The organism is Pseudomonas abyssi (assembly GCF_002307495.1).
GTDB classification, from domain to species: domain Bacteria; phylum Pseudomonadota; class Gammaproteobacteria; order Pseudomonadales; family Pseudomonadaceae; genus Halopseudomonas; species Halopseudomonas abyssi.
In genome coordinates this window covers 12,119-30,864 of the sequence record NZ_NTMR01000027.1, presented here as the reverse complement: position 1 = coordinate 30,864, position 18,746 = coordinate 12,119, and the positions used below count along the sequence as shown (strand labels likewise).

Here is an 18,746-nt window from a genome sequence, read left to right as displayed (position 1 = left end):
GCGTGACGGCGCCTTGATACAGCTCAGGCAGGGGCGCCGTTAGCGCTCATACTGTAGCGCGGCAATGTAATGGTGAAGCGGGTGCCGCGCTGGTTTGTCTGGTCGACCGGGCTGTCGATGGTAATCTGCCCATAATGCTCTTCGATGATGGAGTAGACCAGTGCCAATCCGAGCCCGGTCCCTGTCCCTGGTTCCTTGGTGGTGAAGAAGGGCTCGAACAGGCGATCCTTGATGTCCTTGTCGATGCCGCTGCCCTGATCTTCCACCTGCAGCAGCACCTGATGCTCGTTTTCCTGACTGGCGATGGTGATGCTGTCGCCGCTCTGGCTCGCGTCCCGCGCGTTGCCGAGCAGGTTGATCAGCACTTGCACCAAGCGTTGCGCGTCGCCGGCTACCACGTGCTCGGGTCGGCAAAGGTTAACATACTTGACCTCCGGCCCCTTGCGGTTGAGCGACAGCAGATGGATGGCCTCGTTGGTGCAGGCGGCCAGGTCGACCGGCTCGTTGGGGTTGTGATGGCGGCTGCCAACGTGGGCGAAGTTGACCAGCGACTGCACGATACGCGAGACCCGGCGGGTCTGTTCCAGAATCTGTTCGCTGGCTTCGCGCGCTTCCGGTTGCTCGGATTCCTCGCGCAGGTTCTGCGCCAGGCAGGCAATGCCGGTAATCGGGTTGCCGATTTCATGGGCCACACCGGCGGCCAGGCGACCGATTGAGGCCAGCCGCTCGGAGTGCATCAGCTCTTCTTCCAGCATCTGCGTGTCGGTTTGATCTTCGATCAGCAGCACCAGGCCGCTGCCGCCGACGTAGCCCGGCTCGTCGATGGCTGCCTTGTGCAGGCTGAGCCATTGGGTATGGCCGTTGATGCTGAGCTTCTGTTTGTGCAGGTGGGCCGACTGGTCCTCGACAAAGCGCTCGAGCAGCTCGCGCCAGGGTTCGGGCAGGCTGTGCAGGCGTGAGCCCACCACCGTGTCCGCCTGGATGCCGGTCAGTACCTGCATGGCGCGGTTCCACATGAGAATCTCGCTGTCCTGACCCAGTGAGCAGACGCCCATCGGCAAGTCCTGCAGGGTCTGGCGGTGATAGCGGCGCAGAGCGTCCAGCTCGGCGGCCAGACCGGTCAGGCGGCTGTGATAATCCTCCAGCCGGTTCTCGATAAAGTGAATGTCCTCGGTCATGTAGCCGTCGCGGCCCATCTTGAACGGCAGAAAGGTCTCGATGATGTCCTGTGCGACCGAGGGGCCCATCAGACCGGACAGGTTGGCCTCCAGACGGTCGCGCAGACGGCGTAGGGCGTAGGGGCGGCGCTCGTCAAAGGGGAGTTTGAGATCGCGCAGGGCCTGTTCGACTTCGTACTGTGCGGTCTTGTTACCCAGCGGCTTGGCCAGTTGCTGGGCAAACTCCTGCGGCGAGGACGCCATCAGCTGCATGCGCTGCGGACGGCTGACGTTGTCCACCGAGCAGGCTTCGGCGGCGCTTTGCTCTTCGCTGGAGCGCTGGGTGAACAGCGAGACCACCGCCAGCACCAGCACGTTGGCAGCCAGTGAACTGATGGCGGCCAGATGCCAGGTGTCGGCGTTGAAGGCCAGGGTCAGGCCGAACAGCTGCAGGCCCGGCAGTTCGGTCACCAGCGGCAGCAGCAGGGTAGTACTCCAGACCAGCATGCCGGCCATCACCCCGCCGATAAAGCCGCGGCGATTGGCCTGCGGCCAGTAGAGCACCGACAGGGTGCCAGGCAAAAACTGCACCGTGGCAACGAAGGAGGCGATGCCCAGGTTGGCCAGATCCTGTTCGGCGCCGAGCAGGCGGTAAAAGCCGTAGCCTGCCATGATGATGGCGGCAATCAGGCTGCGTCTGGTCCACAGCAGCCAACGATAGATATTGTTGTCGGCGCTGGGCTGGTACAGCGGCAGTACCACGTGGTTGAGTACCATGCCCGAGAGCGCCAGCGTGGTGACAATGATCAGGCCGCTGGCCGCCGACAGGCCGCCAACAAAGGCCAGCAAGGACAGCCATTCCGACCCGGCCGCCACCCCCAGACCAAGGGAGAAATACTCCGGATTGGTGCGCACACCCAGGTGCAGGCCGGCCCAGAGAATCGGCGGTACAGCCAGGCTCATCAGCAGCAGGAACAGCGGCAGTCCCCAGCTGGCGGTACCCAGGGCGCGCGGGTTGAGGTTTTCGGTAAAAGCCATGTGATACATGTGTGGCATCACAAAGGCGGCGGAAAAGAACACCAGCAGCAGGGTTCGCCAGGGACCTTCCTGCAGCGGCGTGTGCAGCGTGATCAGGGCCTCCTGATTGCTGTTCAGCCACAGCTGCAGGCCCTGCGGTCCGTCAAAGACCATGTACAACGCATATAGGCCGATGGCGGCAATGGCGACCAGTTTGACCACCGACTCGAAGGCAATCGCCATGACCAGGCCTTCGTGCTTTTCCCGCGCGGAGATGTGCCGCGCGCCGAACAGGATGGCAAACAGAATGATCAAGACGCAGAAGCCCAGCGCGACGGTGCCTTGTCCGGGCTCGGCGGTCAGAATCTGCACCGAGTCGGCCACCGCCTGTATCTGCAATGCGAGCAGCGGCAGTACGCCGATCAGCATGAACAGGGTGGTCAGGGTGCCGGCCCAGGTGCTGCGAAAACGAAAGGCAAACAGATCGGCCAGCGACGACAGCTGATAGGTGCGGGTAATGCGCAGGATGGGGTTGAGCAGTACCGGAGCCAGCAAAAATGCACCGCACACGCCGAGGTAGTAGGTGAGAAAACCGTAGCCATACTGGTACGCCAGCCCCACGGTGCCGTAAAACGCCCAGGCGCTGGCGTACACCCCAAGTGACAGCGTGTAGATCGCCGGGTGGCGCAGCAGGCCGCGGGGAATATGGCCGTTCTCGGTGGCCCAGGCCACGCCGAACAGCAGGATCAGGTAAACGATACTGATCAGCAGCAGCTGACTCAGGTCAAAGCTCATCGGCATCTTTCGGGCTCTGCAGCAGCATGCCGGCGATGATCAGAATCAACCACAGCACGTAGGGGCGGTACCAGGCACCCTGGGGTTCTATCCACCAGTCCATGATGGCCGGGGAGAACAGGTAGATGCCGATGACCAGCAGCAATACCAGGCGATAGATATACATGGGTGTCCGTAATCCGGGGAGCGCGCCGACAGGGTGGTGTCGCTCGGTCGGGGCGTCAGGTTCAGGACACCGATGGTAGCCAGCCAGGCAGTGCTTGCCAAGCGACGCGCCGGTTTATTGCGCCGGCAGCATGGCGGGCGCCGGCGTCAGTCGCACAGGCTGTGTTCCATGATGTGCGCGGTTGCTGGCAGCCGGTCCGGTTGCCAGTGGGCGATGGCCCAGGCTAACTGCTGCGCCACTGGCGCGCCGCGCAGATCGGTGGGGATTGGCTGGGCCAACGCGCGCAGGGCGCGCCACAGGGTGTGCGGCGCCTGGTCAGCCCGCAGCGGCGCCGAGCCCAGGCGCTTGCTCAGCTTCTCGCCGTCCTCGCGCATGATCAGCGGCACATGCAGGTAGCGTGGTGCCGGTTGCCCGAGCAGCCGGTACAACCATATCTGGCGCGGCGTTGAGTCGAGCAGGTCGGCTCCGCGCACCACATCGGTGATGCCCTGATCGATGTCGTCCAGCACCACTGCCAGCTGATAGGCGTAAACGCCGTCGCGCCGGCGGATGATGAAGTCGCCCAGCTCGCGGGCGAGACTCTGAGTCAAGGGTGGCTGCAGGCGGTCGTGGCAGGTGATGGCCTGATCGTCGACGCGCACCCGCACGGCGTGGTCCGCGCTGGCGCCGAGATGCCGCCGGGAGCAGGTGCCCGGGTACACGGGGCCTTGCTCGAGCAGTGCGCGCCGTGGGCAGTCGCAGTAGTAGGCCAGCCCCTGCTCCAGCCAGCGCTCGGTCTGTGCGCGGTACAGCTCCAGGCGTTCGCTCTGGCGTACCGGGGTGCCGTCGTACTCCAGTCCGAAGTCTTCCAGTGCCTGCAATATCTGGCGTTCGGCGTCGGCTTGGCTGCGGGTCTGATCCAGGTCTTCGATACGCAGCAACCATTGGCCATCGGCGTGGCGCGCATCCAGGTAGCTGGCCAGTGCGGCTACCAGCGAGCCGAAATGCAGCAGGCCGCTGGGGGTGGGGGCAAAGCGCCCGATATAGGAGGTGGTCATGCGGGGAGGGTAGCAGCAAGCCCGCCTGGCGGGCTTGCTGAACAACAAGGCGGCTTAGCTGCCGACCTGTTTTTCCTTGATTTCAGCCAGGGTCTTGCAGTCGATGCACAGGGTGGCCGTGGGACGTGCTTCCAGACGACGGATGCCGATCTCGACGCCACAGGAGTCGCAGAAGCCGTAGTCGTCGTCTTCGATGCGCTGCAGGGTCTGGTCAATTTTCTTGATCAGCTTGCGCTCGCGGTCACGGGTACGCAGTTCCAGGCTGAACTCTTCTTCCTGGCTGGCGCGGTCGGCCGGATCGGGGAAGTTGGCCGCTTCGTCCTGCATGTGATGCACGGTGCGGTCGACTTCTTCCATCAACTCCTTTTTCCAGGTGTTGAGAATGTTGGTGAAGTGCTCGAGCTGCTGCTCGTTCATGTACTCCTCGCCCTTCTTTTCCTGGTAAGGGACGAAGCCGCGGATCAACATGGATGTTTTCTGCTTGGCATTGCTGGGCATGAGGACCCCTCACTTTTCTCTCAATCTTCCTGTTTCAGGTCCGGCGCACGCACATTGGCGGGGGCCGACCAAAATCCTGCAAGCGGGCAAAGCTACCAGAACCTTAAGGCCCGCGCTACTGTTTGACGCTCGATGGTACGGCACGGTGGATCGGGCCGCTGCGGCAGGGGCTCTGGCAGGGTATGATCGGCGTTTTTGCGGTAATGGCGAGAGAATTTCATGGCGCAGCAACGCTGGACCAAGCGGGTGCAGGATATCCAACCCTTTCATGTCATGGCCGTGCTGGCGAGGGCCAGGGCACTGGAGGCCGACGGGCGCGATGTCATTCATATGGAGATTGGCGAGCCGGACTTCACCACCCCGGAGCCGATCATTCAGGCCGGCCAGCGGGCGCTGGCTGATGGCTGCACGGGCTACACGCCGGCATTGGGGTTGCCGGCGCTGCGCGAGGCTATTGCAGGGCTCTACGCCGAGCGCCACGGCCTGGCGCTCGACCCGGAGCGCGTGGTGGTCACGCCGGGCGGCTCGGCGGCTTTGTTATTGGTCAGTGCACTGCTGGTCGAGCCGGGCAAGAAGATACTCATGGCTGACCCGGCTTACCCGTGCAATCGGCATTTTTTGAGGCTGGTCGAAGGGCGCGCGGTGCTGGTGCCGACCGGTCCCGAGACGCGTTACCAACTGACGCCGGAGCTGATCGCGCAATACTGGGACGCTGATTGCGTTGGTGTGCTCGCGGCCTCACCGGCCAACCCGACCGGCACCTTGCTGTCACGCGCCGAACTGCAGGCGCTGGCGAGCTGCTGTCGGCGTCTGGGTGGTCAACTGATTGTCGATGAGATCTATCACGGCCTGACCTATGGCCTGGAGGCGCCCTCGGTGCTGGAGGTCGCAGACGACGCCTTTGTTCTCAACAGCTTCTCCAAATACTTTGGCATGACCGGCTGGCGCCTGGGCTGGCTGGTGGCGCCCAAAGACGCGGTACCGGCGCTGGAGAAGCTGGCGCAAAACCTCTATATCTGCGCGCCGCACATGGCTCAGCAGGCGGCGCTGGCTGCGTTCGGCGAACAGAGTCGGGAGATCTGTGAACTGCGCCGGCGTGCCTTTCAGGTGCGCCGCGATTTCCTGCTGCCAGCGGTACGCGAGTTGGGTTTTTCGGTGCCCGTCACTCCCGAGGGGGCCTTCTATCTATACGCTGACATGCAGGTGTTGGGCGGCGATAGCGCGGCCTTTTGTCAGCATGTCATCGAGCGTGAGTTTGTTGCCCTGACGCCGGGGCTGGATTTTGGGCAACACCGCGCCGATCAGCATCTGCGCCTGGCCTACACGACATCGCTGGAGCGCCTGGAACAGGCAGTCGAGCGTCTGCAGCGGGCATTGGGCAGTTGGTCTCCGACATGTTGATCCCTTTTGCGCCGGCCTTGCAGGAAGCGGTGCTGCTGCGCCGCTACAAGCGGTTTCTCACCGATGTCCGTCTGCCAGGCGGTCAGGAGCTGACCGTGCACTGCCCCAATACCGGCTCGATGCGTCACTGCGGGCAGCCGGGTGATCGCGTCTGGGTCAGCCTGGAGCACAAGCCCGGGCGTAAGCTGCCCGGTACCTGGGAGCTGGTTGAGGTGGCGCCAGGACAGCTGGCCTGCATTCACAGCGCCCGTGCTAACCGGGTGATAGGCGCCGCGCTGGCCGAGGGCAGGATCACACCGCTGGCGGACTATCCGCAGCAGCGAGCGGAGGTAAAACTGCCAGACCTGGCCAGCCGCTTTGACTTTCTCTTGTCTGGCGCTGAGCAGCCGGATTGCGTGGTTGAAGTCAAAAGCGTCACGCTGGCGCTGGGAGAGGGCGTCGGTGCCTTTCCCGACGCGGTAAGCCAGCGAGGTCAGAAGCACCTGCGCGAGCTGATCGAGGTGGTACGCGGTGGGCGCCGGGCCTGCCTGCTGTTCTGCGTCATGCACTCGGGCATCAGCCAGGTACGGCCCGCCGATGAAATCGACCCGGAGTATGGGCGGCTGTTGCGCGAGGCTGCGGCTGCGGGGGTAGAGGTGCTGGCCTGGTCGGTCTGGCCGGAGCCTGAGGGGCTGCGGGTGCGCGGCGCCCTGCCGGTCAGTCTGTAGACGTCAGGTAAATCCCTCCTTCACGCACTTCACAGGCAAAGGCACGCAGCGATTGGCCAACACACGGGCCGGCGATGCACTCGCCCGACTCGGGCAGAAAGAGCGCGCCGTGGCTGGCGCACTGGATCAGTCGGCCGGACTGGTCCAGGAACTGATCCGGCACCCACTCCAGCGGTATGCCCCGATGCGGGCAGCGATTCTCGTAAACATGCACCTGCGCGCCCTGGCGCACCACCATGAGATGACGACCGTCGTGCTGCACGCCCTTGCTGCCGCGTATGGGCAGATCGCTGAGCAGGCACAGGGGGGAGGGGGGAGTGTTGTTGGGCATGGCGCATTATCGGCCGGGCTGGCAGGAAATGGCCAGCCCTTGCTCGGACCTGCGTGCTCGCATCACTAGCGTACTTGCCACAAGCGCTTTGGTTAGCCCATAATCGCCGCATAAGATGAGAATGATTATTGTTTGACTTGGTGGTGCGGTTGAAAGGCCGCACCTGAGGCGTCTGAGCAGCACAGCAATAGGTTTTGCACCGGTCGCGCCAGCGCTGCCGCAGGACGCATTGATGACAGGGGAGGTGCGGTTATGACGATGCAACAGCCAATCCCGGTATTTGCCGGTGCCGATCTGCTGGGCGCCTGGCAGCATTTGCGTCAGAGCCAGCCGGGGCTGCGCATACGCGACGGCGCGGCGCTGCTTAATGTCAGCGAGGCCGAGCTGGTCCATGCCTCGCTGGGGCGTGGCGTGCAGCGTCTGCGTTCGGACTGGCAGGCACTGCTGCATGGCTTGAAGGGACTCGGGCAGGTCATGGCGCTAACGCGTAACGCGTCTTGCGTACACGAGCGTCATGGCCTGTACGACAACATCAGCATCGGCGGCAGCGGCCGGCTTGGGCTGGTGGTCAACGGCGCGATCGATCTGCGCTTCTTCATGCGTGAGTGGTCCAGCCTGTTTGCTGTCAGCGAGCCGCAGAGAGACGGCAACATGCGTCGCAGTCTGCAGATCTTTGATCGTCAGGGCGTGGCCGTGCACAAGATCTATCTGACCGAGCACAGCAACGCGGCCGCCTGGTTCGATCTATGCGACAGCCTCATTGACGAGTCGCTTGAGCCGTTGACCATCTCGCCGCGGCCGCCCGAGCAGGGCCTGCTCGACGACGTGGCGGTGGACGAGCCAGCCCTGCAGGCTGATTGGGCCGCGCTGCAGGATACCCATCATTTTGTGGCACTGCTCAGACGCCACGGTGTCGACCGTTTGCAGGCACTACGCCTGGCGGGTGAGCAGTGGGCTCAGCGGCTGCCGGAGGCGGCGTTGACCGACACGCTGGAGCAGGTGGCCGCATGCGGTCAGTCGATTATGGTCTTCGTCGGCAACCATGGCTGCATCCAGATTCATACCGGCCCGGTACAGCGGGTGGGGCGGCTGGGTGAGTGGTTCAATGTGCTGGACCCGGACTTCAGTCTGCATCTGCGCGAGACGGATCTGGCCTCTGTCTGGCGGGTACGTAAACCCACCGCAGATGGTATGGTCACCTCGGTGGAAGCCTATGACCGCCAGGGTGAACTGGTTATTCAGCTGTTCGGTGAGCGCAAGCCGGGGCAGCCCGAACAGAGCTGGTGGCGTGCGCTGGTAGAACGTCAGCCGGCGCGTTGATACGGAATAAGGAGAGGGTGATGAAAGTGTGGATGCAGCGTTGCCTCTGGGTGTTGCTGCTGGGCAGCGCCTGGTCGATGGCGGCCGAGCCGTTGCGGGTGGTAACCGCCGGTGCGAGTGTCACGGCCATCGTGCAGGAGCTTGGCTTTGTTGATCAGGTGGTCGGTATCGACAGCACCAGCGTGCCGCTGCTTGAGGAGCGCGGATTGCCGAATGTGGGTTATCAGCGTCAGCTCAGCGCCGAGGGCGTGCTGTCGCTCGAGCCGGACGTATTGCTGGGCACCGAGGAAATGGGCCCGCCGCCCGTGCTCGCGCAGTTGCGCGAGGCTGGGGTTGATGTGGTGGTCCTTAGCGCCAGCCCCAGCCTTGAGACGCTCTACGCCAATATCGCCGCCGTCGGCGAGCGTTTTGGACAGGGCGCGCAGGCAGCGGATCTGACCCAGCGCATTCAGGCGGACATCGCTGCCTTGCCGGCATCGCCAGAGCCAGCGCCGCCCGCGATCTTTGTCCTGACCCACAGCGCCAACGGCATGCTGGTGGCAGGCGAAGGCACCATCGGTGATAGCCTGATTCGCCTTGGCGGCATGAGTAACCCGGCCGCTGACAGCTTTGCGCAGTATCGTGTGCTGTCGGCCGAGTCGTTGCTGAGCCTGGCACCGCAGTGGATTCTGACGACCACCAAGGGGTTGGAGATGGTCGGCGGTGTTGACGGCTTGCTGAGCCAGCAGCCGGCGCTGGCGGCGACACCGGCAGGGTTGGCGCAGCAGGTTATCGACATTGATGACAGTCTGTTGGTCGGTGGCTTTAGCCCGCAGATCGCGCCGACGCTGCGCGAGCTGCGTGAAACTGCGGCTGACCAGTAGCGCAGGCGACAGTGCAACGCGCCAGCGTCTTTGCTGCGGTGACGCGTTGTTGTTCTTCAAGCCCGGTCGTGTCTGAATAGGATTCCCATGTCAGTACCGGCAGTAAAACGCACCATCCTCTTCTCGCTCGGCCTGCTGTTGCTGCTGGCCATCGTGCTGTCGCTGGCCCTGGGGCCGGTATCCATTCCCTTCACTGACGCGATCAGCGCCTTGCTGCGTCCGCTGACCGGCTGGCCGGTGGCTGCGGACACCCAGTTGATCGTTGAGCATATTCGCCTGCCGCGAACGCTGATGGGCATCCTGATTGGCGCAACCCTGGCGCTGACGGGCGCCGCCATGCAGGGCCTGTTTCGCAATCCGCTGGCTGACCCGGCACTAATTGGTGTCTCCAGCGGCGCTGCCCTGGGGGCGGCGATGGTGATTGTGTTGGGTGGGGTCTGGCTGGCCGCGTTACCGGCGGCGCTGACGCCCTATACCCAAGCTGCGGGTGCCTTCGCCGGGGCGTTACTGACAACCTGGCTGGTCTACCGCCTGGGCAGCTCGGCGCAGGGTGTTTCCATGGCCAGCATGTTGCTGGCTGGCGTGGCGATTGCTGCGCTCAGCGCCGCGGTGGTGGGCTTGCTGACCTACATTGCCGACGACGCCATGCTGCGCGCGCTGACCTTCTGGAATCTGGGGAGTCTGGGTGCCGCCAGTTACGACCGGGTCGGCATGCTGGTGCTGTGTTGCGGCCTGGTCTGGTGGCGTCTTCCGCGCCAGGCCCGGGCACTGAATGCGCTGTTGCTGGGGGAGTCCGAGGCGCGCCACCTTGGAGTTGAGGTTGAGCGCGTCAAGCGTGAGCTGGTGCTGCTGACCGCGCTCGGGGTCGGCGCGGCGGTGGCGGCGGCGGGGTTGATCGGCTTTGTCGGGCTGGTGGTGCCGCATCTGGTGCGTCTGATGCTGGGCCCGGACCATCGCCAGTTGTTACCCGCCTGCATGTTGCTCGGCGCCGCCTTGCTGCTGCTGGCGGACGTGGCGGCGCGTCTGCTGGTGGCGCCGGCAGAGCTGCCGCTGGGCATTCTCACCGCGCTGCTGGGCGCCCCTTTCTTTATCGCCTTGCTGATGCGCATGCAGCGCCGGGGAGGTCTGTGATGTTGCAGGCATTGCAGTTGTGCTGCCAGCGTGGGCATCGTCGTATTCTGGAGCAGGTCGAGCTGGCACTTGAGCCGGGTGAGGTGCTGGTGGTGTTGGGTACTAACGGTGCGGGCAAGAGTACCCTGCTGGCGACCCTGACCGGTGAGCTGGCGCCCAGCGCCGGGCAGGTGTTGCTGGATCAGCGCCCATTGGCAAGCTGGACGGCGCAGGAGCGCGCGCGGCGTATGGCGGTGTTACCGCAGAGTTCGGTATTGGCTTTTGCCTTTCAGGTCGAGGAAGTGGTGGCCATGGGGCGCATGCCCCACGCCAGCGGTCAACGGCGCGATGCCGAGATTCTGCGCGAGGCTATGGCGGCGGCGGATGTCAGTCACCTGGCTGCGCGCAGCTACTTGTCGCTGTCTGGCGGCGAGCGTCAGCGCGTACACCTGGCGCGGGTGCTGGCGCAGGTGTGGGACAGCGCCGAGCAGGGTTGTCTGCTGCTGGACGAGCCGACCGCATCGCTGGATCTGGCCCACCAGCATCTGACCCTGCAACAGGCGCGCGAGATGGCCGCCCGCGGGTTGGCGGTGCTGGTGGTGCTGCACGACCTGAATCTGGCCGCGCGTTACGCTGATCGCTTGCTGTTGTTGCATGAGGGGCGGGTGTGCGCCCAAGGCTCGCCCTGGGAGGTGTTGCAGGTCGAGCGGCTGGAGCAGGTCTTCAAGGTGCCGGTCAGGGTGCAGCCGCATCCGCTGCACGATTGTCCGCTGGTATTGAGTTGAGATTGTCATGAAACCGATGTTGCTGGTGTTGCTGCTGAGCTTGTCGGCGTGTGGTGCCTCTTTGCCGTCTTGGCAAGGCTCGGAAGGGCTGGCCGACCCGCATCTGGGGCAGGTCTGGGTGACCGCCGAGCAGCGCTGGATCACGCCGCAGGCGCTGGTCGAGCGGCTTGCCCCTGCACCCTATGTGGTGGTCGGCGAACAGCACGATAATCCCGATCATCACGCTTTGCAGCTGTGGCTGCTGCAGCGCCTGCAGGCAGCCCGGCCGCAGCGGTCGCTACTGCTGGAAATGCTGCAGCCGGCCCAGCAGGCCAGGGTGGCTGCGCTGAAAGGCACATCGTTACCTGGGGATGCTGCCCTGCAGGAGCAGCTGGACTGGCAGCCCGGCTGGGACTGGGCGATGTACGGCCCGCTGGTGCGCTGGGGGCTGGATGTCCCGGCGCAGCTGCTGGCAGCCAATCTGGACGGCGATACCATGATGACGCTGTATCGCCGCCCGCCGCCGCTGTCGCCGCGCTACAGTGCCGAGGCCGTGCGGCGTCTGCGCGATACGATTGAAGCCAGCCATTGCGGCCGTATCGACGAGCAACAGGTAACCGCCATGCTGGCGATTCAGCAGGCGCGCGACCAAGCCATGGCAGCGGCCCTGGCGAACGCTCCGACGCCAGCACTGTTGCTGGCCGGTAATTATCACGCCCGGCGTGATCTGGGGATGCCGGTGCACTGGCCACGAGCCTCGGCAGCGCCGGTGATTGTGCAGCTGCAGGGGGTGAGCGCAGGCGCCCTGCCGGGAGCGCAGCAAACCGACTACCTCTGGCTGACCCCGGCGACGCCCGAGCGAGATTATTGCGCCGACTGGGAGTCTGATTGAGCACTGCGCAGGTGAGGGCTGTTGCGCAGCATGTCCAGCAAGGTGGCGGCAACCTCATGGGCGCGCTCGACCAGGCTCAGGCGCGTCGGGTGCATCAGCCACTGATGCAGTACGCCGTAGATGAATCCGTGCGCGCAGAACAGGGCCAGCTCCAGGTCGAGGTCCGCAGGTAATTCACCGGAGGCGATGGCCAGGTGCAGGGTGTTGCGCAGGTTGTCGTCGTGGTGCTGGCTCATTCGTTGCAGGTGACTCTGCTGTCCGCAGGGCTCCTCAATATAGTCACACTTGAGCAGCAGAATTTCGTTGACCCGCCGTGCAGACGGATCGGCCTCCAGCCGCTGGAGCACGGTGATCAGCAGTTTGCTGAAGCGTTCCAGCGGGTCGCTGGCGCTGGCATCCTGGCTTTTCTGGCTGAGCTCTTCCAGTGGCATCTGAATGCGCTGAAACAGAGCATCCAGCAGGTCAGCCTTGTCATGAAAGTGCCAGTAGATGGCGCCACGGGTGACGCCGGCCGCCTGGGCAATATCGCTCAGAGAGGTGCGCGAGACGCCTTTGGCATGAAAGCACTGCTCGGCAGCGTCGAGAATGCTTTCACGGGTTTCAAAGGCTTCTTCTTTGGTGCGTCTTACCATGGCGAATCTCACAGGGTGGGAGGCCTTTGGCGGCCTGCCCGGGATCAAGTTGTGAGCTAATGTTAGCGTAGGACCAAATTGATTTACAAACAGGTGTGAATGTAATTATATTGTGCGCCAATCACTCGTGCCTCTGCGTGATCCCGGGGGCATATGAAAACAGTCAGTCATAACCGGTTTCCCCACGAGGTCTTTCCATGCCGATGAAGCCCGCGCGCCTCGCGTTGCTCCCGCTCCTTGTCTCTACTCTGCTGCTCGGTGCCTGTCAGGAGTCGGAACAGCAGGCCGAGCAACAGCAGCAACAGCAAACTCCGACTGTGGGCGTGGTGACGCTCAGGGCCGAGCACTTCCTGCTGACCAACGACCTGCCGGGCCGCACCACGGCCTACCGGATCGCCGAAGTGCGTCCACAGGTCAACGGCATCCTGGAGAAGCGTCTGTTTGAAGAGGGCGCAGAGGTCGAAGAAGGGCAGCAGCTCTACCAGATTGACGACGATGTCTATCAGGCGGCCCTCAAGAGCGCAGAGGCCAGCAGCATCTCCACCCGCTCGCTGGCAGAGCGCTACGGCATCCTGGTCAAGGAGAACGCCGTCAGTCAGCAGGAGTATGACGAGGCGCGTGCAGCCGGCCTGCAGGCCCAGGCAGCCTTGGACGAGGCGCGCATCAATGTGCGTTACACCAAGGTGCTGGCGCCGATCAGCGGGCGCATTGGCCGGTCTGCTGTCAGTGAAGGTGCGCTGGTGACCAGCGGTCAGAGCCAGCAGCTGGCGACCATTCAGCAGCTTGACCCCATCTACGTTGACATTACCCAGTCCTCGCGCGAAATGCTGAACCTGCGTCGCGATCTGGAGGCCGGACGTCTGCAGAAAGCCGGCGACAACGCCGCCGCAGTGACCCTGACGCTGGAAGACGGCAGTACCTACAGCGAGCAGGGCAAGCTGGAGTTCTCCGAGGTGAGTGTGGACGAGGGCACGGGTTCGGTGACCTTGCGGGCGGTATTCCCCAACCCGGATCGCCTGTTGCTGCCGGGCATGTTTGTGCATGCCGAACTGGTGGCCGGTTCCAAGAGCGATGCCATTTTAGCGCCGCAGCAGGGTATTACCCGTACACCGCGTGGTAACGCGACAGCGCTGGTAGTCAACGACGAAGACAAGGTGGAGAGCCGTGACGTGGTGACCGAGCGCACGGTCGGCAATCGCTGGCTGATTCGCTCCGGCCTGAACGAGGGTGACCGTCTTATCACTGAAGGGCTGCAATACGTCCGCGCGGGTGTCAGCGTGAATGTTGAGCCCGCCGGCAATGTTGCCGAGCCCGCCGCCCAGTAAGGAATCTTATTTATGTCGCGCTTCTTTATTGACCGGCCGATCTTCGCCTGGGTGATCGCGCTGGTCATCATGCTGGCGGGTGGTCTGGCCATCCTCAAGCTGCCGATCAACCAGTACCCCAGCATCGCGCCGCCGGCCGTTGGTATTTCGGTTTCCTACCCGGGTGCGTCTGCGCAGACCGTGCAGGACACGGTGGTGCAGGTCATTGAGCAGCAGCTCAACGGTATTGACGGTCTGCGTTATATCTCGTCGGAGAGTAACTCTGACGGCAGCATGAGCATCACGGTTACCTTCGATCAGGGCGTTGACCCGGACATCGCCCAGGTGCAGGTGCAGAATAAACTGCAGCTGGCTACGCCACTGCTGCCGCAAGAGGTGCAGCAACAGGGTATCCGCGTTACCAAGGCGGTGCGTAACTTCCTGATGGTCATCGGTGTGGTGTCCGAAGACGGCAGCATGGACCGTTTCGACCTGGCCGACTACATCGTTTCCAACATCCAGGACCCGATCTCGCGGACTCAGGGTGTCGGCGACTTTCAGGTGTTCGGTGCGCCTTACGCGATGCGTATCTGGCTGGATCCGGCCAAGCTGAACAGCTTCAAGCTGACCCCCGGCGACATCAGCGCCGCCATTCAGGCGCAGAACGTTCAGGTGTCTGCCGGTCAATTTGGTGGCTTGCCGGCAGTACCCGGCCAGCAGCTCAACGCAACCATCCTCAGCAAGACCCGGCTGCAGACCCCCGAGCAGTTTCGCGAGATTTTGCTGAAGGTCGAGGCCGATGGCTCCCAGGTCCGCCTGGGTGACGTCGCTCAGGTCGAGCTGGGCGCGCAGGACGCCAGCATCTCTGCCCTGTATAACGGCATGCCGGCATCGGGCATGGCGATCAAGCTGGCGACGGGCGCCAACGCACTGGACACCGCGCGCGGTGTGCGTGAAACCATTGCCGAGCTGGAACCCTTCTTCCCCGAGGGGATGAAGGTGGTTTTCCCTTATGACACCTCACCGGTTGTCTCCGAGTCCATCATGGGCGTGGTGCACACGCTGTTTGAAGCGGTCGTGCTGGTCTTTCTGGTGATGTACCTGTTCCTGCAGAACTTCCGTGCCACGCTGATTCCGACCCTGGCCGTGCCGGTGGTTCTGCTGGGCACCTTCGGCCTGCTGTCGGCCTTTGGTTTCAGCATCAACATCCTGACCATGTTTGCCATGGTGCTGGCCATCGGGCTCTTGGTGGACGATGCGATTGTCGTGGTCGAAAACGTCGAGCGGGTGATGGCCGAGGAGGGACTGTCGCCACTGGAAGCAACCCGGCGCTCGATGGGGCAGATTCAGGGCGCGTTGATCGGCATCGGTCTGGTGCTGTCGGCAGTATTCCTGCCGATGGCCTTCTTTGGTGGCTCGACCGGGGTCATCTACCGGCAGTTCTCCATCACCATCGCCTCGGCCATGTTGTTGTCGGTGCTGGTGGCATTGATCTTCACGCCGGCGCTCTGTGCCACCATTCTCAAGCCGATTGAGAAAGGCCACACACACGAGAAGCGCGGCTTCTTCGGCTGGTTCAACAGGACCTTTGATCGCGGGGTGAAGCGCTACGAAAACAGCGTCGCTTCCATTCTGCAGCGCAAAGCGCCTTATCTGCTGCTCTACGTGGTGATTGTTGGCTTGATGGCCTTCCTGTTTACCCGTCTGCCCACCTCCTTCCTGCCAGATGAAGACCAAGGCGTGTTGTACGTGCAGGTCCAGGCGCCGGTTGGCTCGAGTGCTGAGCGTACTCAGCAGACGGTTGATGCCATGCGTACCTACCTACTGGAGCAGGAATCCGACACGGTCAGTTCGGTATTCACGGTCACCGGTTTCAACTTTGCTGGCCGTGGTCAGAGTGCGGGCCTGGCGTTTGTTGGCCTGAAGCCATGGGAAGAGCGTCAGGCGCCTGAGCTAAGTGTGTTTGCCCTGCAACAGCGGGCGCAACAGCACTTCGCCGGCTTCCTTGATGCGATGGTGTTTGCCTTTGCCCCGCCGGCCGTGATGGAGCTGGGTACGGCCACCGGTTTCAACCTGTTCCTGCAGGATAACGCCGGGGTTGGTCATGACGTGCTGATGCAGGCGCGTAATCAGTTGCTCGGTATGTCTGCGCAAAGCGACATACTGGCCAACGTGCGCCCCAACGGCCAGGATGACCAGCCGCAATTCCAACTGCTGGTGGACGATGAAAAGGCCAGTGCGCTTGGGCTGTCGCTGAGCGACATCAACCAGACGCTGTCGATTGCCTGGGGTTCCAGCTACGTCAACGACTTCATCGACCGTGGCCGGGTGAAGAAGGTCTATATGCAAGGTCAGGCTGAATCGCGGATGAACCCCGAGGACCTGCAGAAGTGGTACGTGCGTAACAGCAGCGGCGAGATGGTGCCGTTCAGCGCCTTTGCCACCGGCGAGTGGGTGTACGGCTCACCCAAGCTGTCGCGCTACAACGGCGTGCCGGCGATGGAGATCCAGGGCGAACCGGCGCCGGGCTATAGCACCGGTGACGCCATGGCCGAGATCGAGAAGCTGGCGCAGCAACTGCCGAAAGGCATTGGTGTCTCCTGGACCGGGCTGTCCTACGAGGAACGCTTGTCAGGTGACCAGGCACCCGCGCTCTACGCCCTGTCGCTGATCGTGGTCTTCCTCTGTCTGGCGGCATTGTATGAGAGCTGGTCGATCCCGATGGCGGTGATGCTGGTGGTGCCGCTGGGTGTGATTGGTGCGCTGCTGGCGACCTTAGGGCGCGGGCTATCCAACGACGTGTTCTTTCAGGTGGGTCTGTTGACGACGATCGGCCTGACGGCGAAGAACGCGATCCTGATTGTGGAGTTTGCCAAGGACCTGCACGAAGAGGGGATGGGCATCGTCGAGGCAGCGGTGGAAGCCTGCCGTCTGCGTCTGCGCCCGATCATCATGACCTCGCTGGCCTTTACCCTGGGTGTGGTGCCGCTGGCTCTGGCCTCCGGTGCGGGGGCTGGCAGCTCCCACGCCATTGGTACCGGCGTTATCGGCGGTATGTTGAGCGCCACGGTGCTGGCGATATTCTGGGTGCCGCTGTTCTATGTACTGGTGACTACCCTGTTTACCGAGCGCAAAGGCGCGAAAGCAACAACGACGGAGGATGCACAGTGAAACGCAGCGTATTGAGCCTGGCGGTACTGGCAGCGCTTAGCGGCTGCTCGCTGATCCCCGAGTACGAGCGCCCAGCGGCGCCGGTGCCCGCCAATTGGACCGAGGGTGTTGAAAGCAACCCGCAGGAAACCCAGGTGATCAGCTGGCGCAGCTTCTTCAAGGATCCGGAGCTGCAGCGGTTGATTGGTCAGGCCCTGGAGAACAACCGTGATCTGCGCGTGGCGGCATTGAACGTGGAGGCCAACCGCGCGCTGTACGACATTCAGGGCGCCGAGTTGTATCCGCAGGTGGATGTCAACGGCAACGGCACCCGCACCCGGATGCCGGCGGACCTGTCCAACAGTGGCGACAGCATGATTACCAGCCAGTACACCGCGACCCTCGGCCTGTCCTGGGAGCTGGACCTGTTTGGTCGTATTCGTAGCCTGCGCGAGCAGGCGCTGCAGGACTTTCTTGCCAGCGACGAGGCCCGTCGTGGGGTGCAGATCAGTCTGGTCGCCGATGTTGCCAGTACCTATCTGACGCTGCAGGCGGACCAGGCCTTGCTGGATATGACCGCCGACACCCTGAAGACCTACGAAGAAAGTTACGCGCTGACCAAGCGCAGTAACGAAGTGGGTGTGGCTTCCAGTCTGGAGCTGGCCCAGGCCCGCACGGCGGTTGAGTCTGCCCGGGCGAGTCTGGCGCGTTATCGTCGTCAGGTGGCTCAGGACCGCAACGCGCTGACCGTTCTGGTCGGTCAGCCCTGGTCGGCGACGGCGGCTAATCCGATGTTGCTGGATGAGGACGTGCTGGCCGAGCTGCCGGTCGGTCTGTCGTCCGAGGTGCTGTATCAGCGTCCGGACGTGCTGCAGGCCGAGCATCAGCTGCTGGGTGTCAACGCCAGTATCGGCGCGGCCAAAGCTGCCTTCTTCCCGAGCATCAGCCTGACAGGTGCGGCCGGTAGTGCCAGCAGCGACCTTGATGAGCTGTTCGGCAGTGGTTCGGAGTACTGGACGTTCTCGCCGAGCATCAGCGTGCCGATCTTCCGCGCCGGGGCGCTCAAGGCGAGCCTGGACTATGCCGAGATCAGCCGCAATCAGCAAATTGCCCAGTACGAAGGAGTCATTCAGAACGCCTTCCGGGAAGTGGCAGACGGCCTGGAGGCACGCGAGACCTATGTCGAGCAGTTGAACGCGCAACGTGCGCTGCTGGAGGCCTCGGAGGACTACTTCCGCCTGGCTGACCGGCGCTACAACATCGGTGTCGATAGCTATCTGACGCTGCTGGACGCGCAGCGGCAGTTGTTCGAGGCGCGGCAGGGGGTCATCTCTGATCGCCTGAGCCAACTGCTGAGCGAGATCACGCTGTACCGTGCGCTGGGCGGTGGTGATTTTGCCAATCAGGCTGCAGAGCGCCGGGAGGCTCCTGAAGCCTGACCTTGCAGCTGATGTGCAGAACGCCGCAGCGGGTAACCGCTGCGGCTTTTTTGTTGGTCACGTTTTTGTCGGGCAAAAAAATGCCCGCTCATTGAGCGGGCGAAATCCGTGATTAGCCTGATGAGGAGATAACCGTTTGTCTTGCGACAAGCTGTTATCCGAA

The 18,746-nt window shown here is 63.3% G+C and carries 16 protein-coding genes; 10 read left to right on the top strand and 6 right to left on the bottom strand.

All coding sequences use genetic code 11. The features are described from left to right. Positions 1 to 23 precede the first annotated feature (23 nt). The 4 genes from CNQ84_RS17260 to dksA form a co-directional block, all read right to left on the bottom strand. Entirely contained in the window at positions 24 to 2,975 is a 2,952-nt protein-coding gene (locus CNQ84_RS17260; protein WP_096006078.1) for a sensor histidine kinase, read from the bottom strand. Beyond that, the gene (locus tag CNQ84_RS17255) at positions 2,959 to 3,135 is read right to left on the bottom strand and encodes a hypothetical protein (protein WP_090475058.1); all 177 of its coding nucleotides are present in this window, start codon (positions 3,133 to 3,135) and stop codon (positions 2,959 to 2,961) included. The genes CNQ84_RS17260 and CNQ84_RS17255 overlap by 17 nt, the downstream gene beginning before the upstream one ends. A gap of 146 nt (positions 3,136 to 3,281) precedes the next feature. After that, positions 3,282 to 4,172, bottom strand: a complete 891-nt coding sequence (gene gluQRS, locus CNQ84_RS17250) for a tRNA glutamyl-Q(34) synthetase GluQRS (RefSeq protein ID WP_096006077.1) — start codon at positions 4,170 to 4,172, stop codon at positions 3,282 to 3,284. A 54-nt stretch (positions 4,173 to 4,226) separates the two neighbouring features. Then, the gene (gene dksA / locus CNQ84_RS17245) at positions 4,227 to 4,670 is read right to left on the bottom strand and encodes an RNA polymerase-binding protein DksA (protein ID WP_083726794.1); all 444 of its coding nucleotides are present in this window, start codon (positions 4,668 to 4,670) and stop codon (positions 4,227 to 4,229) included. Positions 4,671 to 4,889: 219 nt separating this feature from the next. Here dksA and CNQ84_RS17240 point away from each other — a divergent pair, with 219 nt between their 5' ends. Both CNQ84_RS17240 and sfsA read left to right on the top strand, forming a co-directional pair. Then, complete coding sequence (locus CNQ84_RS17240; RefSeq protein ID WP_096006076.1) at positions 4,890 to 6,071, top strand: pyridoxal phosphate-dependent aminotransferase; 1,182 nt, start codon at positions 4,890 to 4,892, stop codon at positions 6,069 to 6,071. After that, positions 6,071 to 6,778 carry a DNA/RNA nuclease SfsA gene (gene sfsA / locus CNQ84_RS17235; protein WP_217350122.1) on the top strand — a complete coding sequence of 236 codons (708 nt, stop codon included), beginning with the start codon at positions 6,071 to 6,073 and terminating at the stop codon, positions 6,776 to 6,778. The genes CNQ84_RS17240 and sfsA overlap by 1 nt, the downstream gene beginning before the upstream one ends. Here sfsA and CNQ84_RS17230 read toward each other — a convergent pair. Beyond that, complete coding sequence (locus CNQ84_RS17230; RefSeq protein ID WP_096006074.1) at positions 6,768 to 7,109, bottom strand: Rieske (2Fe-2S) protein; 342 nt, start codon at positions 7,107 to 7,109, stop codon at positions 6,768 to 6,770. The two genes, sfsA and CNQ84_RS17230, sit on opposite strands and share 11 nt — an antisense overlap. A 258-nt stretch (positions 7,110 to 7,367) precedes the next feature. On the opposite strand from CNQ84_RS17230, the gene CNQ84_RS17225 reads away from it, so the two are divergent. The 5 genes from CNQ84_RS17225 to CNQ84_RS17205 all read left to right on the top strand — a co-directional run bounded on the left by CNQ84_RS17225 (position 7,368) and on the right by CNQ84_RS17205 (position 12,058). Further along, positions 7,368 to 8,429, top strand: coding sequence for a hemin-degrading factor (locus tag CNQ84_RS17225; RefSeq protein ID WP_425439979.1), 1,062 nt, complete (start codon positions 7,368 to 7,370; stop codon positions 8,427 to 8,429). A gap of 20 nt (positions 8,430 to 8,449) precedes the next feature. After that, the gene (locus CNQ84_RS17220; RefSeq protein WP_096006072.1) at positions 8,450 to 9,292 is read left to right on the top strand and encodes a heme/hemin ABC transporter substrate-binding protein; all 843 of its coding nucleotides are present in this window, start codon (positions 8,450 to 8,452) and stop codon (positions 9,290 to 9,292) included. A gap of 87 nt (positions 9,293 to 9,379) precedes the next feature. Further along, a complete protein-coding gene (locus CNQ84_RS17215) occupies positions 9,380 to 10,423 on the top strand; it encodes a FecCD family ABC transporter permease (RefSeq protein WP_096006071.1) in 1,044 nt (347 codons plus the stop codon). After that, positions 10,423 to 11,187: a heme ABC transporter ATP-binding protein gene (locus tag CNQ84_RS17210; RefSeq protein WP_096006070.1), complete on the top strand. Its 765-nt coding sequence runs from the start codon at positions 10,423 to 10,425 to the stop codon at positions 11,185 to 11,187. The genes CNQ84_RS17215 and CNQ84_RS17210 overlap by 1 nt, the downstream gene beginning before the upstream one ends. 7 nt (positions 11,188 to 11,194) lie before the next feature. Beyond that, on the top strand, positions 11,195 to 12,058 hold the full coding sequence (locus CNQ84_RS17205) for a ChaN family lipoprotein (RefSeq protein ID WP_096006069.1): 864 nt from the start codon (positions 11,195 to 11,197) through the stop codon (positions 12,056 to 12,058). On the opposite strand, the gene CNQ84_RS17200 is transcribed toward CNQ84_RS17205, so the two are convergent. Then, on the bottom strand, positions 12,031 to 12,690 hold the full coding sequence (locus CNQ84_RS17200) for a TetR family transcriptional regulator (RefSeq protein ID WP_096006068.1): 660 nt from the start codon (positions 12,688 to 12,690) through the stop codon (positions 12,031 to 12,033). The two genes, CNQ84_RS17205 and CNQ84_RS17200, sit on opposite strands and share 28 nt — an antisense overlap. Before the next feature lie 197 nt (positions 12,691 to 12,887). On the opposite strand from CNQ84_RS17200, the gene CNQ84_RS17195 reads away from it, so the two are divergent. Genes CNQ84_RS17195 through CNQ84_RS17185 form a run of 3 tightly spaced genes read left to right on the top strand, consistent with a single transcriptional unit; the run spans position 12,888 to position 18,583 of the window. After that, a complete protein-coding gene (locus CNQ84_RS17195; RefSeq protein ID WP_096006067.1) occupies positions 12,888 to 14,015 on the top strand; it encodes an efflux RND transporter periplasmic adaptor subunit in 1,128 nt (375 codons plus the stop codon). 12 nt (positions 14,016 to 14,027) lie between these two features. Continuing rightward, positions 14,028 to 17,165 carry an efflux RND transporter permease subunit gene (locus tag CNQ84_RS17190; protein WP_096006066.1) on the top strand — a complete coding sequence of 1,046 codons (3,138 nt, stop codon included), beginning with the start codon at positions 14,028 to 14,030 and terminating at the stop codon, positions 17,163 to 17,165. Beyond that, complete coding sequence (locus tag CNQ84_RS17185) at positions 17,162 to 18,583, top strand: efflux transporter outer membrane subunit (RefSeq protein WP_096006065.1); 1,422 nt, start codon at positions 17,162 to 17,164, stop codon at positions 18,581 to 18,583. The genes CNQ84_RS17190 and CNQ84_RS17185 overlap by 4 nt, the downstream gene beginning before the upstream one ends. Positions 18,584 to 18,746: the final 163 nt, after the last annotated feature.